At 70.9% G+C, this 13741-nt stretch carries 13 protein-coding genes; 5 read left to right on the forward strand and 8 right to left on the reverse strand.

Annotation, left to right across the window (positions count from 1 at the left end; all coding sequences use genetic code 11):
* Window position 1 precedes the first annotated feature (1 nt).
* A complete protein-coding gene (locus tag ABFX55_RS46725) occupies window positions 2-505 on the forward strand; it encodes a CinA family protein (RefSeq protein ID WP_346130361.1) in 504 nt (167 codons plus the stop codon).
* Between the two features lie 256 nt (window positions 506-761).
* Window positions 762-1118, forward strand: a complete 357-nt coding sequence (locus ABFX55_RS46730; RefSeq protein WP_183660494.1) for a helix-turn-helix domain-containing protein — start codon at window positions 762-764, stop codon at window positions 1116-1118.
* Window positions 1119-1131: 13 nt separating this feature from the next.
* Here the strand turns inward: ABFX55_RS46730 and ABFX55_RS46735 are convergent, their stop codons facing one another.
* On the reverse strand, window positions 1132-1911 hold the full coding sequence (locus tag ABFX55_RS46735) for a DNA-formamidopyrimidine glycosylase family protein (protein WP_346130363.1): 780 nt from the start codon (window positions 1909-1911) through the stop codon (window positions 1132-1134).
* On the reverse strand, window positions 1898-2485 hold the full coding sequence (locus ABFX55_RS46740; protein ID WP_346130364.1) for a TetR/AcrR family transcriptional regulator: 588 nt from the start codon (window positions 2483-2485) through the stop codon (window positions 1898-1900). Before ABFX55_RS46740 ends, ABFX55_RS46735 begins: the two co-directional genes overlap by 14 nt.
* Before the next feature lie 240 nt (window positions 2486-2725).
* On the opposite strand from ABFX55_RS46740, the gene ABFX55_RS46745 reads away from it, so the two are divergent.
* Window positions 2726-3937 carry an MFS transporter gene (locus ABFX55_RS46745; RefSeq protein ID WP_346130366.1) on the forward strand — a complete coding sequence of 404 codons (1212 nt, stop codon included), beginning with the start codon at window positions 2726-2728 and terminating at the stop codon, window positions 3935-3937.
* Here the strand turns inward: ABFX55_RS46745 and ABFX55_RS46750 are convergent.
* Both ABFX55_RS46750 and ABFX55_RS46755 read right to left on the reverse strand, forming a co-directional pair.
* Window positions 3868-4317: an RrF2 family transcriptional regulator gene (locus ABFX55_RS46750; RefSeq protein ID WP_183657517.1), complete on the reverse strand. Its 450-nt coding sequence runs from the start codon at window positions 4315-4317 to the stop codon at window positions 3868-3870. The genes ABFX55_RS46745 and ABFX55_RS46750 overlap by 70 nt on opposite strands.
* A gap of 8 nt (window positions 4318-4325) precedes the next feature.
* Window positions 4326-6311, reverse strand: a complete 1986-nt coding sequence (locus ABFX55_RS46755) for an endonuclease/exonuclease/phosphatase family protein (protein WP_346130368.1) — start codon at window positions 6309-6311, stop codon at window positions 4326-4328.
* A 52-nt stretch (window positions 6312-6363) separates the two neighbouring features.
* Between ABFX55_RS46755 and ABFX55_RS46760 the strand changes: the two genes are divergently transcribed.
* The gene (locus ABFX55_RS46760; protein WP_346130370.1) at window positions 6364-7524 is read left to right on the forward strand and encodes an ROK family transcriptional regulator; all 1161 of its coding nucleotides are present in this window, start codon (window positions 6364-6366) and stop codon (window positions 7522-7524) included.
* Between the two features lie 41 nt (window positions 7525-7565).
* Here the strand turns inward: ABFX55_RS46760 and ABFX55_RS46765 are convergent, their stop codons facing one another.
* The 4 genes from ABFX55_RS46765 to ABFX55_RS46780 all read right to left on the reverse strand — a co-directional run bounded on the left by ABFX55_RS46765 (window position 7566) and on the right by ABFX55_RS46780 (window position 12405).
* Window positions 7566-8999, reverse strand: a complete 1434-nt coding sequence (locus tag ABFX55_RS46765) for a glycoside hydrolase family 3 protein (RefSeq protein ID WP_346130371.1) — start codon at window positions 8997-8999, stop codon at window positions 7566-7568.
* 216 nt (window positions 9000-9215) lie between these two features.
* A complete protein-coding gene (locus tag ABFX55_RS46770; protein ID WP_346130373.1) occupies window positions 9216-10067 on the reverse strand; it encodes a carbohydrate ABC transporter permease in 852 nt (283 codons plus the stop codon).
* Window positions 10064-11071 (reverse strand): carbohydrate ABC transporter permease, encoded by a 1008-nt coding sequence (locus ABFX55_RS46775; RefSeq protein WP_346130374.1) that lies wholly within the window; start codon window positions 11069-11071, stop codon window positions 10064-10066. The genes ABFX55_RS46770 and ABFX55_RS46775 overlap by 4 nt, the downstream gene beginning before the upstream one ends.
* 2 nt (window positions 11072-11073) lie before the next feature.
* On the reverse strand, window positions 11074-12405 hold the full coding sequence (locus ABFX55_RS46780; protein WP_346130375.1) for an extracellular solute-binding protein: 1332 nt from the start codon (window positions 12403-12405) through the stop codon (window positions 11074-11076).
* Window positions 12406-12569: 164 nt separating this feature from the next.
* Here ABFX55_RS46780 and ABFX55_RS46785 point away from each other — a divergent pair, with 164 nt between their 5' ends.
* Window positions 12570-13730, forward strand: coding sequence for an ROK family transcriptional regulator (locus ABFX55_RS46785; protein WP_346130376.1), 1161 nt, complete (start codon window positions 12570-12572; stop codon window positions 13728-13730).
* Window positions 13731-13741 lie beyond the last annotated feature (11 nt).

Genomic DNA, 13741 nt, shown 5'->3' on the forward strand with positions numbered 1-13741 from the left:
GATGAGAACCGACGTGCTCGGCGCCGAAGGCGTCATCCGCCTTCTGATCCGCCAGGGCGCGACGCTCGCGGTGGCCGAGTCGCTCACCGGCGGTCTGCTCGGGGCGACCTTCACCGCGATGGGCGGCGCCTCTGCGGCTTTCAGGGGCGGGGTCATCTCCTACGCCACCGATCTGAAGCGCGAGCTGCTGGCCGTACCGGGAGAGCTGCTCGAGAGGGAAGGGGCGGTGCACCCCGAGGTGGCCGCGGCGATGGCGCGGGGGGTGGCCAGGCTCTGCGGCGCCACGTACGGCCTGGCGGTCACCGGGGTGGCAGGACCCGACCCGCAGGACGGGAAGCCGGTCGGCACCGTTCACGTGGCGCTGAGCGGCCCTGAGGGCAAGATCTGGCACCGCGAACTGGCTCGCGGAGGGTCGCGAGGACGCATCAGGCAGAGGACCGTGGACGAGGCTGTAGATCTCCTCGCAGGTGTGCTGAAGGCGAACATGGGGGAACATTCCGGGTGATTACCGTGTTACGTCCCGAGCGAACATGCGAACCACGGTCTGACGCGGTGTCGGTGGATACGGGTACGGTGGAGCTGTGAGTGAGGTCCGTGAGCCATCTGCAAGCCCCGCGAGCCAGGCTGGCGGGCCCAACGATCCGCGCAGGCGCCCGATGATGACGGCGAGGAGTATGTACGAAGCGAAGAAGAAAAACGGGCGGCACGATCCGATCGCGCATGGCACGGTGAAGACCACCGCGCCGGGGAGGGAGCGACAGATGATTCTGCTGCGTCAGCTTCTTGGAGACGTTCTGAGGCGGCTGCGGGTGCGGCAGGGACGCACCCTTCGCGAGGTGTCGACGCTGGCGCGCGTGTCTTTGGGCTACCTGTCCGAGGTGGAGCGTGGTCAGAAGGAGGCGTCCTCCGAGCTGCTTGCCTCGATCTGTGGTGCTTTGGGTGTCCCCCTGTCGCAGGTGTTGCGTGAGGTTTCCGACCAGTTCGCGCTGGCGGAGCTCCAGGCCGCTCCTGTGCTCGCGGACGTTCCCGAACGCGAGCGCCTGCCGCTGTCGGAGACAGTGCCAGGGTCGATCTCCGACTCGGTCTTCCCTGAAGTCAAGGACATGGTCGCGGCCTGACCGCCGGTGGGGCTCAGTCCCGCTGGCAGTGGTCGCACCACAGGATGAGGCGTTCCTGCGGTCGTGACCCCATCTCTCCTCGCCTGATGCGAGATCCGCATCGGCGGCAGGGTCTGCCTGCCCTGCCATAAACCCACGTCTCGTAGCCACGGCGGCGATCACCCGTGGTGACCGTGTCCGCGTGGTGCTTGTTGGCCTCCAGCAGCCGCCGCGCCAGCGAGACCAGGCCGTCGAGGTCATCGATGCCCCCGACGGGACGCCAGGGCGACACCCCCCTGAGAAACAGTGTCTCGGCGCGGTAGATCGTGCCTATCCCTGCGAGATTGCGCTGGTCGAGCAGCGCCTCCCCGATCGTCGTGTCCTGATGCTCCCGCAGCCGCCGTACCGCCTCTGCCTGATCCCAGCCAGGGCCGAGCAGGTCGGGGCCGAGGTGGCCGATCACCGTGTCCTCCCTCTCGGTCCTGAGCAGGTCCACCATGCCCAGCCTGACGCCCACGGCCTGCCACTCGGCGTTGGCGAGCACGAGCCTGACCAGGTCACCGCCCGGCATGCGGCGGCCCTCCGGCATGACCACCCAGCGGCCGTCCATGCGCATGTGCGTGTGGACCGTCAGGCCGCCCTCGACCCTGGTGAGCAGGTGCTTGCCGTACGAGCTGGTCTCCAGGACCGTACGGCCGGTCAGGTCGGCGGTGGCGTGGCGCGGCACCCGGAAGTCGGACCTGGTCAGCACGCGGCCGTCGAGCGCCCCCCGCAGCCGTCGCGCGGTCCTGTAGACGGCGTCACCCTCGGGCATGCGCGCTCACCCACGTGTCCACGAGCGCGGTGAGCTCGTTGAGGGCCGCCTCCACCCTCGGACGGTCCCCGGTCGTGAGGAAGTCGTTCATCAGCCCCGCGTAGGCGGCGTTGACCAGCGTGGAGATGCGCAGCGCGTCGGCTGAGGGGACTCCGCGCTCACGCAGCAGCTCGGCCACGAACGCCGACCGGTCGGCCAGCAGTCCTGGCACGTGTCCCGCGAGACGGCCTCCCGCGGCAAGTCCCTCGATCTCGCGGATGAGCCTGGCGACGGGGAGGTTGTCCTCCTGGAGCTGCCAGTCCCATGTGCGCCTGACGATCGTGCCGACGCTGTCGTCGCCCTGCCATCCTGGGAGCTCGCGCAGCCAGGCCCGGTGGCGGGCGTCGAGGCGCTCCATGGTCGCCGACAGGAGCTCCTCCTTGTCGGCGAAGTGGTGGGTGAGAACCCTGGTGCTCTTGCCCAGGTGCTCGGCGAGCGGACGCATGGACAGCGTCGACAGGCCGTGGTCGGCCAGGTAGTCGACGATGGAGTCGAGCAACTCGGCCCGCCGCCGTGGATTCGCCGTCCTCGCCACACCCTCCCCCTTCACCGCATGCCCCCTCGGGCGTCGTGAACTTCCAGTCTCTCGCGCCCAAGGGAAACGCGCGCCCCAGGGAAACGCGCCCTTGGGAAACGCGCGCCCCCGGGAAATCCGCGTCCCTGGAAACGCGCGCCTCCGGGAGCGGCACCACGGCCGGACCTCTTTCGCGGAGCGGCATGAGGGTGACGAGTGTTACCTTATAGAGGAAACGTTCGTTACCTTTATGGAGGCAGCATGAGACGCGCCTGGCCGGCGGCGCTGGTCTTCACCACGTTCACCTTCGCCACCGACGACTACGTGGTGGCCGGGGTGCTGCCCGAGATCGCCGCCGCCCTCCTGGTGAGCGAGGCGGCGGCCGGTCAGCTGGTCACCGCGTTCTCCCTGGCCTTCGCGCTGGCCGCGCCCGTCGCCTCGGTCGTGACCGCCACCTGGCCGCGCAGGAGGCTGCTGTTCTGGGCACTGCTGGTGTTCACGGGGGCCAACGGCGCGGCCGCTCTCACCACGTCATACGCCGCCCTGATGGGGCTCAGGGTGCTGGCGGCGCTGGCGGCGGCCGCCGTCGTTCCCGCGGCCTATGCGATCGCCACCTCCCTGGCCCCTGAGGGCAGGCAGGGCCGCTATCTGGCGCTGGTGATGGGCGGGCTCACCGGTTCGCTCGTGCTCGGCGTCCCGATCGGGACCTGGGTCGGCGGCGCGTACGGCTGGCAGGCCACCTTCGCGCTCGGCGCGCTGATGGGCCTGATCTCGCTGGTGGCGGTGATGGCGACGCTGCCTGACGCGCCCGCTCAGCCCGCCATGCCGATCAGGGCCCGCCTCGCACCGCTCGGCAGGGCGCCCGTGCTCGCGGGGCTGTTCGGCGTGATGGCCATCGTCCTCGGCAGCATGATGGTCATGACCTACCTCGCGCCCTTCCTCCGCGACCTGGCGGGCACCGGCCCCGCCGAGCTCGGCGCGGTGTTCGCGGTCGCGGGCGTGGCGGGACTCGCCGGTGGGCAGCTCGGCGGAAGGGCCGCCGACAGGTGGGGCGCCGACAGGGCGCTCCTCATCGGGGTCACGGCGTTCACCGTCGTGATGGCCGCGTTCGTCGCCTGCTGGCTGCTGCGCCCACTTCCGCTGCTCGGGCTGCTGCCGTTGCTGCTGGTGTGGGCCGTCGCCTCGTGGTGGATCCCGCCGCCCGCGCAGGCGCGCCTGCTGGCGCTGGCGGGAGAGGCGGGACCGCAGGCGCTCGCGCTCAACAGCAGCGCCGTGTACGTGGGGGTGTCGGCGGGCGGCGCGCTGGGCGGCCTGCTGATCGAGGGGTACGGCCCCGGCGCCCTGCCGGTCGGCGCCGCCGTCGCGGAGCTCGTGGCGTTGCTGTCGTTCTGGTGGGCGAGCCGTCAGTCCCAGGCGGCGGGGTCGGCGGCGAGCGAGCGGACCCGCTCGGGCAGCGCGCCGGTGGCGACCTGATCGAGCGTGACCTCCTCCAGGATGGCCCGTTCGGTGGCGCGCAGGGCGATCCAGACCTGCTGCAGCGACTCGGCAGGCCCCCGGTAGCCCACGTGCTCGGGACGCTCGCCCCTGACGTTGGCCAGCGGGCCGTCGACCGCGCGGATCACGTCGGCCAGCGAGATCTCCGCGGCGGGACGCGCGAGCACGTAGCCGCCCTCAGGTCCTCGCTGCCCGCGCACGAGCCCCGCGCGGCGCATCTGGAGCAGGATGTTCTCCAGGTACTTGGGCGGCATGTCCTGCTCTTTCGCCAGCTCGCCCACGGTGGTCGGGCCGGCGCCTGCTGCGGCGAGTTCAGCGGCGGCACGGAGGGCGTAGTCGACACGAGCGGAAAGGCGCATGTTGTCGATTATCCCTCCTGGTCAACACTGGTTATGCGCAGGGCGGCCATCACGGGCAGATGATCCGAGTACGGCAGGCGCGGCACGTCCGCCGATTCCACCCGCACCCCGCCGGTGACCAGCACATGATCGATGCGCTCCACCGGAGCGTCGGCGGGCGAGGTGGCGGGATTTCCGAGCGCGATCAGCGGGTCCGACAGCCCTGCCGACTCCAGCACCCGCATCTCCGGATCCCCTGGACGGGTGTTGAGATCGCCGGCCAGCACCACGGGGCGCCGTCCGCCCGCGGACAGGTCGCGCACGAGCGCGGCCACCTCGGGAGCCTGCCCCGAAGGAGACTGCAGGTGGGTGTTGACGATGCCCACCTCGTTTCCGCCGACCTCGATCACCGCCGTCTGGGCCTGGGCGCCCGTCGGGTAGCCGTGCTTGCCAAGCGGGTGCGAGACGACCTGCCTGACCGGCAGGTTCGTCAGCAGCGCGTCGCCCCACACCTGGTCGGCGGCCGGTGCGAAGTAGGCCCGCAGGCCCAGGCCACGCGCGATCCTGTCGAGGTCGTCGTGGCCGCCGTTGAGCAGCCAGCCCCTGTCGACCTCGCTGAGCAGCACCACGTCGGGGCGCTTGGCCGCGGCCCATGCGGTGATGTCGTCCAGCGAGAGCCTGCCGTCGAGGCCGAAGCCCATCCTGATGTTGTAGGCGAGGAGCGTGAATGACGCACCCTCCTTGGGCTGGACGGCGGGTGCGCTCCGCCATCCGGCCGCCAGCGAGAGCCCGGTGAGCAGCACGGCCGCGCCCACCGGCCGCCACAGACCGGAGAACCGCCACAGACCGGAGACCTGTGCGGCCGCCCTGCGGGCGAGGGGCTCCGTGGTGCGCAGGGCGGAGGTGACGCCCACCAGGGCCGCGACGACGGCCACGGCGGTGGCGACGAGGCCGTTGGGGAAGCCGAGGTCCAGGTCGTAGGCCGCGTAGTAGCCGAACACGCCGACCAGGAACACCAGCCCGCCGCCCAGGACCCCTGCCCCCGGCCGTACGGCGGGCGGGCCTGGCCGGGCGGTCACGGCCAGCAGGCCGCCGACGCTCAGGGGGACGAGCTGGCCGTGTCCGGTGGCGAGCATGAGGACCGTGCCCGCGACCAGGAGGACGGCCAGGAGCAGGGCGGCCCGCTTCGAGGACACGGGACGGGCCGCGAGCCACACCATGAGCGCCACGCTCAACCCGAACGACCCGAGCCCCAGCGCCGCCCCGCCCAGGGGCAGGCCGTGCCACGCGGCCGTCGACAGGCCCGCGCTCATGCCGACGAGCAGCAGCGAGGGGCCGAGCAGGAACCACGCGGCCCCGGGGGCGAGCTCCCCTACCCCTGGGGCGACCTGCGAGAACGGCGACGGATCCCGGGTGGAGGCGTGACCGCCGGACGCCGCCTGTCGGCGCGCGTCAGGTGGGCTCTGCGCCCGAGTGCCGGTTGAAGGGGCCCGCGGGCCGCGGAAGGAGGCAGTGCGGAGGAGTGCCGCGAAGGCGGGAGTGCGGAGGAGTGCCGCGGCGAAGGCGGCGCTCAGGATCAGGATGGCGAGCCAGGGGAGGGGACCGTCGCGCCAGACGAGGTCCACGCCGTCGAGCAGCAGGTGGACCGCGACGGCGAACGCCAGACCTGCCGCGATGCCCGTCGGGACGGCCGCGCGGGGGAGGGTGCGGCTGCAGCCGTACAGGAAGAAGAGGGCGGCGCTGACACCCACCGAGGCGAGCGCGAGCTGGGGCGTGCCGCCGTCGAAGGCCTGCAGGCCGAGTCGGGCGGCGACGAGGGCGGCCGCGCCGCCCATCAGCGACCAGCGGGGGCGCAGGAGGGGCGCGAGGCAGGGCAGCACGAACCACAGGGCGGCATAGAGGCCCATGAGTTCGGCGGGGGTCTCGCCCGCGCGGCCGAAGAGCGTGATCAGGGAGGGAAGGAAGACGCGCAGCACGTCGATCAGCAGCGCCAGGCCTATGGCGAGCAAGAGCATGAGCCATCCTCACGTCCTGCGGGTCATCAGGCAAGAGGGCTAAGCTTTGCGCGTGGAGCGACGTCCTGGTGTGCCCAGGTTGCTGAGGGAGATCAACGACCGGGCCGCGCTGGAGTTGCTGCTCGACACCGGGCCGATGACCCGCGGGCAGATCGGTGACCTGACGGGCCTGTCCAAGGTGACCGCCTCCCAGACGCTCGCCAGGCTGGAGGAGCGCGGGCTGGTCGAGGTGGTCGGCGAGCAGGCCGGTGGAAGGGGGCCCAACGCCGCGCTCTACTCGGTGGTGCCCTCCAGCGCCTACGTCGCGGGGCTCGACGTCGGTCCCGAGCTGGTCTCGACCGCGATCGCCGACATCCACGGCCGCACGATCGCCGAGGTGACCGTCGCGCCCAACGGCCACGACGACCCTGTCTCCGTGGTGCACAGCGCGGTCGTCAAGGCCTGCCGCAGCGGCAAGGTGAGCCTGGCCAAGCTGCGCGGCGTGGTGATCGGCACGCCTGGCGTGGTCGACCCTCGCAGCGGCGACGTGCGCTTCTCCTTCGACCTGCCGGGCTGGCACGAAGGCATCCACGAGGCGCTGGCGGGAGACCTCAAGCGCGAGGTCACGATCGAGAACGACGTCAACCTGGCCGCCCTGGCCGAGCGCGCCGCGGGAGCCGCCAAGGGCGTCGACGACTTCGTGCTGCTCTGGGCGGGGCGAGGGCTCGGTCTCGCGGTGATGCTCGGCGGCAAGCTGCACAGGGGGCGGTCGGGCAGCGCGGGCGAGATCGGCTACCTGCCGGTTCCTGGGGTGCCGCTGGCCGAGGACATCAGGGCGGTGCCAGGGCGGCTGCCGTCGCTGGCGGGCGGCCTGCAGTCGCTGGTCAGCGCCGAGGCGGTGGCCGAGCTCGCCAGGGGGTACGGCTACGACGGCATCGCCCAGGCCGTCGCCGACGGTGCGAGGGGCGAGCCGCTGCTCGACGAGATCGCGCACCGGCTCGCGCTGGGGGTGGCGTCGGTGTGCGTGGTGCTCGACCCCGGGCTCGTCGTCCTGGCCGGTGACGTGGGGAAGGCGGGGGGAGCCGCGCTCACGTCCCGCGTGGAGGAGGCCGTGGTCAGGATCTGCCCGATCAGGCCCGAGGTGGTCACCACCGCGGTGGAGGACAACCCGGTGCTGCGCGGCGCGGTCCTCGCGGCCCTCGACCAGGCCCGCGAGGAGATCTTCGCCTCCTGACCGCGAAACCCCGAACCCGAGAACCGCTCCGGGGGGCTGGGTCAGGCGGTCAGGAGTTCGACGGCGGCCTGGGCGTTGGCGCGGGCGGCGCCGTACGTCGCGATGTAGGCGGCGCTCTCGGGACGCCAGATCGGCAGTCCCATCTCGATCACCGTGGTGTCGGCCCTCGCCGCGACCAGGCGCGAGACCAGCGTCCTGCTCTCCTCGTAGCGGTGGGCGTCCTTGACGACCACCACCAGCGACCGTCCGGCGGCGCGTTCGAGCAGCGCCTCGGCGTCGGCGTCCGACGGCTTGACGCGCACGGTCTCGGCCGAGGGCAGGGCCAGCCCCCAGGGGACGTCACCGACGGCGATCGTGGGCGGGGTGTCGATCTCGATCACCAGCGGGTTCAGCAGTGCGGCGGTGGCGCCCGTGACGGTGACCGCCCTGCGGGCCGCGTCCAGGCCGACGACGCTCGCCTCGGCGGCGCCCGCCGTGCCGGAGCCGAACCAGGCGCGCAGGTCGGCCACCCTGGCGGCGGCCTCCTCCAGCCGGGACAGCGGCAGCCGTCCTTCGCCCACGGCGGCGACGATCTCCGCGATGATCTGCCTGACGTCGTCGTAGGTCGGCAGCGGCCCAAGGCACAGCAGGTCGGAGCCCGCGGCCAGCGTGCGGACGGCGCCGCCGGCGAGACCGACGCTCTTGGTGATCGCGTGCATGTCGAGCGCGTCGGTGACGACCACGCCGTCGTATCCGAGCTCACCCCTGAGAAGCTCGGTCAGCGCGGCGGCCGAGAGGGTGGCGGGCTGGTCGCCGGTGATCACGGGAACCGCGACGTGCGCGGTCATGACTGACTTCGCGCCTGCCTTGATCGCGGCCTGGAACGGCACCAGCTCGCGCTCGCGCAGCACGTCGAGCGGCACGTCGACCACCGGCACCGCCAGGTGGGAGTCCACGCGGGTGGCGCCGTGGCCGGGGAAGTGCTTGACGCAGGCGGCGACGTTCACCGACTGCAGGCCCTGGAGGGCGGCGACGGTGTGCCTGGCGACGAGGGCGGCGTCGTTGCCGAACGAACGGGTGCCGATCACCGGGTTGTCGTCGGCGGTGTTGACGTCGGCGTCGGGCGCCATGTCGAGGTTCACGCCGCAGGCGGCCAGCTCGGAGCCGATCGCCCGGTAGACGCGGTGGGTCAGCTCGACGTCGTCCACGGCGCCGAGGGCGGCGTTGCCCGGGTAGGGGCTGCCGATGTGGTAGGCGAGGCGGGTGACGTCGCCGCCCTCCTCGTCCAGCGAGATGACGGGCTCTCCCGCGGCCTTCAACGCGGTGGTGAGAGCGCTCAGCTGGGCGGGGTCGGCGACGTTGAACCCGAAGAGCGTGACGCCGCCGAGGCCGGCCTCCAGCTCGCGCAGGACCCAGTCCGGGGCCGTGGTGCCCTGGAAGGCGACGAGCAGCGTGCCGGCCGCGAGACGGCGCAGCCCCCGATCACTCTGGCTCATCTTGGAACTCCCCTTTTGGCGGTCAACCCCTCCCGTCTCCCTTGATGGGGGTCTTGCGGGGAGTGGGTGCGAATGGATGGTGGTCTGTGGCAGGGAGCCGGTACGGCCCGCGAGCCCGCGGTCCGGGCCGCGGGCCGTACCTCCCTGCAGGTGGGCAGGGCCGGGTACGGCCGCCGCGCGGGTGGTGCGGCGGCCGTACGAGCACCTGTGGGTCGGTCAGCCCTTCACGGCGCCGGCCACCAGGCCGGAGACCATGCGGCGCTGGACCAGAAGGAAGAAGATGACGACCGGGATGGTCATCAGCGTCGAGCCGGCCATGATGGCACCCCAGTCGACGCCCTTCTGCCCGAAGAAGTACTGCAGCGCGACCGGCATCGTGTAGCCCTCTGAACTGGACATCAGGTAGAGCGCGAAGACCAGGTCGTTCCACGCGGTGATGAAGGAGAAGATGCTGGTGGCCACCAGACCGGGGGCGACGAGCGGGAAGAGCACCTTCCAGAAGGTGGTCATCCGGCTGGCGCCGTCGATCCAGGCCGCCTCCTCCAGCGTCTTGGGCACCGCCGCGACGAAGGTCCTCAGCATCCAGATCCCGAAGGGGAGGGTCACCGCCACCTGGGCGACGATGATGCCGAGCAGCTGGTCACCGAGGCCGACGCGCCTGATCATCACCGAGAGCGGGATGAGCATGGCCTCGGCGGGCAGCATCTGCACCACCAGCAGGGTGATGAGGAAGCTGCCACGGCCCTTGAACCTGAACCTGGCGATGGCCGTCGCCGACAGCAGCGCGAACAGCGAGCCGATCAGCACGGTGCCGAGCGCCACGATCGCGCTGTTGCGCAGGTAGAGCCAGATCGAGTTGTTGGCCACGCCCTCGGTCAGCACCCGCGAGAAGTGCTCGAGGGTGAAGCTGGTCGGGAACGGGATGAACTCGGTGGTGAAGATCTGGTCGTTGGTCTTGAACCCGGTCGAGACCATCCAGTACACGGGGAAGATCGCGTAGAGGAAGACGAGGACTCCGGCGGTGTTCAGCAGGATCCTGCCGAGCCTCTTGCGCTGTGCCGGACTCACATCTCCTCCTGCTTCACGATCTGCCTGACGTAGAACACCGTGATGATCAGCAGGATGATCGTCAGCACGATGGAGATGGCCGCGCCCGTGCCCATCTTGGGCGGCGGTTTGAAGGCCTCGGCCACGGCGTACATCGACAGGTTGAACGCCTCGCGGTTGGTCGGGCCGTTCAGGAGGATGTGCAGCTGCGTGTAGACCTTGAAGTCCCAGATGATGGACAGGACGGTCAGCACGGCGAAGACGGGCTTCAGCAGCGGCAGCGTGATCTTCCTGAAGGTGCGCCAGGCGCCCGACCCGTCGACCCTGGCGGCCTCGTAGAGCTCGTTGGGAATGCCCTTGAGCCCGGCGAGCACGGACACCGCGATGAACGGGAAGCCCGCCCAGACCACGCAGAAGACCAGGACGACGTAGACGGTGAACGCGTCGTTCAGCCACGGCTCGCCGGTCCAGTCGGCCCGGCCGAAGGCCGCCTGCGACAGCCAGTCGGGCAGCAGGTTCAGCGCCCAGTTGACGATGCCGGAGTCGGCGTCGAACAACGACCGCCAGATGGCGGCCTGCGCGACCGGCGGGATGGCCCAGGCGAACATGCAGCCGATGACCACGAACAGCGACATCTTCTTGCCCAGCTTGTGCAGCAGGACGCCGACCGCGGTGCCGACCACCAGGGTGAGGGTGACGGCGATCGAGGCGAACACCACGGTGTTGCGCAGCGAGGTCCAGAAGATCTCGGTGGCGAGGACCTTCTCGAAGTTGGCCCATCCGACCCACTCGGCGGCCTTGCCGCGGATCTGGGCGATGCCGAACTTCTGGAAGGAGATGATGACCAGCTGCACCATCGGGTACAGCAGGAGCCCGGCGATCACCAGCAGGCCGGGCACGAGCAGGACGTACGGGATGGCCCAGTTGGGAAGCCCGCTGGCCCTCGGGGGCCCGCCTGGCCGCTTTCGGCGGCGCCCCGGGGCGGAGGAACCCCCGCCCCGGGTGACCGTGGTCGTGTTCGCCATGACTACTGGTTCAGGATCTCTTCGATTTCCTTGTTGGCGTCAGCGAGAGCCGTGGCTGTGTCCTTCTTGCCCTCGATGACCGCCCTTGCCGCGTTCTGGAGCACGGCCTTGGTCTCGTTGGCCTCGGTCCAGTTCGGGTCGGCGGGGAACGCCTTGGCCTTGGCGAAGGCGCGGGCGAAGGGGCCCTGCACCGGGTCCTCGGCGAGCGCGGCCAGCGTGTCGGGGTAGATGGGCAGCAGGCCGCCTTCCTTGGCGTACCTGTCGGCCCAGGTCTTGCTGGTGGCCAGCTTCAGGTACTCCTTGCCCAGGTCGGCCTGCTGGGTGCTGCCCCAGAGCGCGATGTCATTGCCGCCGAAGAAGGACGGGGCCTCGCCACCGGCCTTGGCGGGAAGCGGGAAGAAGGCGAGCTTGTCGCCCTTCAGCTTGCCCTTGGAGTCGACCTCGATGCCGGGCAGGTCCCAGCCGGCGGTGAGGTACATGCCGACCTTGTTGTTGGCGAAGCGCTTGCGGATGTCGACCGTGTTCTGGGTCAGGCGCGACTTGCCCGACAGACCTCCGGTGACCAGGCTGGTGTAGGTCTCGAAGCCCTTGGCGAAGGTGGGGTCGCTCACCTTGCCGACCCACTTGTCGCCCTCCTTGACGGCGTACTCGCCGCCCTCGGCCCATGCGAAGGCGCCGAGCAGGTGGTTGGCGTCGGAACCGCCGTTGAAGGCGAAGCCGTCGACGTCGGCGCCCTTCTCGGCCTGGATCTTCTTGGCCGCGGCGACGAGCTCGTCCCAGGTCTTCGGGACCTCGATCTTGAGCTCCTTGAACCAGTCGGCGCGGTAGAGGACCGCGCGCGCACCGGCGCCCCAGGGCAGGCCGTACACCTCGTTGTCAATGGTCTCGAGGCCGAACAGGTTCTTCGGGATCGCGGCCTGGTCGCCCGCGTGCGCGATGTCGGTGATCGGCGCGAGCGCGTCCTGGCTCTGCCACAGCGGCACCTGGTCGTTGCCGATCTCGGTGACGTCGGGGCCCGTGCCGGTCGCGGCGGCGGCGAACTTGTCGTTCACCTGCGGCCAGGGGATCCACTCCAGCTTGACGTCAGCGCCCGTGAGCTTCTTGAACTCGGCGTTCAGCTCTTCCATGTACTTGGCGGCGGCGGGGTTGCTGTCGCCGAGGCGCCACACGGTGAGGGTCTTGCCGGCGTACTTGGGGCCTGCCTCGGATGCGGCGGCCGAGCCGGAGGCGGCAGGCTCGGCGGTCTTCGTGGGCTCACTCGAGCCACAGGCGGCCAGACCCAGGGCCAGGGCGGCGGTGGTCGCCGTGGCGGCCGTGATCTTCGCGATCTTCACTAGGGTTCTCCCTTCCCGGCTAACGCGTCGGGGTTGCGCTCATTCGATGCCGTAGAGATCACCGAAGCCTTGATCGCCGGCCTCGGTTGACTGCTGCTAAACTAACAAGAAACTTTCTTAAAAGAAACGGGCGTTAGCGGATCGTGACGAGAGGAGGGGCGTCCATGGCGCGGAACCCGGGAACCCCGCAGTTGTTGCGCAGACTGAACGACCGCACGGCGCTGGAACTCCTTCTCTCGGAGGGGCCACTCACCCGTGCTGAGCTGGGAGAACGCACAGGGCTCTCCAAGGTAACCGCAGGCCAGTTGTTGTCCCGACTGGAGGACAGGGGGCTGGTCGAGGTGGCGGGGCAGCGCGCGGGAGGCAGGGGGCCTCACGCCGCGCTCTACGGCGTCGTTCCCTCCAGCGCGTACGTCGCGGGCCTGGAGGTGCTGCCGGAGAGCATCACCGTGGGTGTGGCCGACATCACAGGTAAAATCGTGGTCGAGGTCACTGTCGACCCCTCCGACGGGCGCGACCCGGTCAGGACGGTGCGCAACGCCGTCCAGAGGGCCTGCGACACCGCCCATATCGACATGTCCCAGCTGCGCGCCTTCGTCATCGGCACCAGGGGCGTGGTCGACCCGCGCACCGGCGACGTGCGTTTCTCCTATGACCTGCCGTCCTGGCACGTCGGCGTGCTGGCCAGCCTTCGCGAGCGGCTCGGCGCCTCGGTCACGATCGAGAACGACGTCAACCTCGTCGCGCTGGCCGAGCACCGCCACGGCGCCGCCGTGGGCCACGACGACTTCGCCGTCGTCTGGGCGGGTGTCGGGCAGGGCCTGGGCGTCATGCTCGGCGGACGCCTGCACAGGGGCATCACCGGCGGCGCGGGCGAGATCGGCTGGCTGCCCGTGCCGGGCGAGCCGCTGCCCGTCGACGTCTCCCACCCGCAGTCGGGCTCCTTCCAGCGCCTGGTCGGACAGGAGGCGCTGGCCGGCCTGGCCGACATCTACGGCGTCGCGGGCGCCACCGCCGCCGACCAGGTCCGTACGGCCACCGCCACCGGCAACGACGCCTACCTGAAGGAGGTCGCGGGACGGCTGGCCGTCGGGGTGGCCGCCATCGCCGTGGTGCTCGACCCCGGGCTGATCGTGCTGAGCGGCGACCTCGGCCGCGCGGGAGGCCCCGCCCTGGCCGAGCGGGTGGAGCAGGCCGTCGCCAAGGTGTGCCCGAGCCAGCCACGCGTGGCCGCCACGGCGGTGGCGGGCAACCCGGTGCTGAGAGGCGCGCTGGTCGCCGCGCTGGAGCAGGCCCGGGAGCAGGTTTTCTCTGACACTGTGTGAGAATTTTCGAC

Origin of the sequence: Nonomuraea roseola, from assembly GCF_039535395.1 — a bacterium.
GTDB lineage: Bacteria > Actinomycetota > Actinomycetes > Streptosporangiales > Streptosporangiaceae > Nonomuraea > Nonomuraea roseola.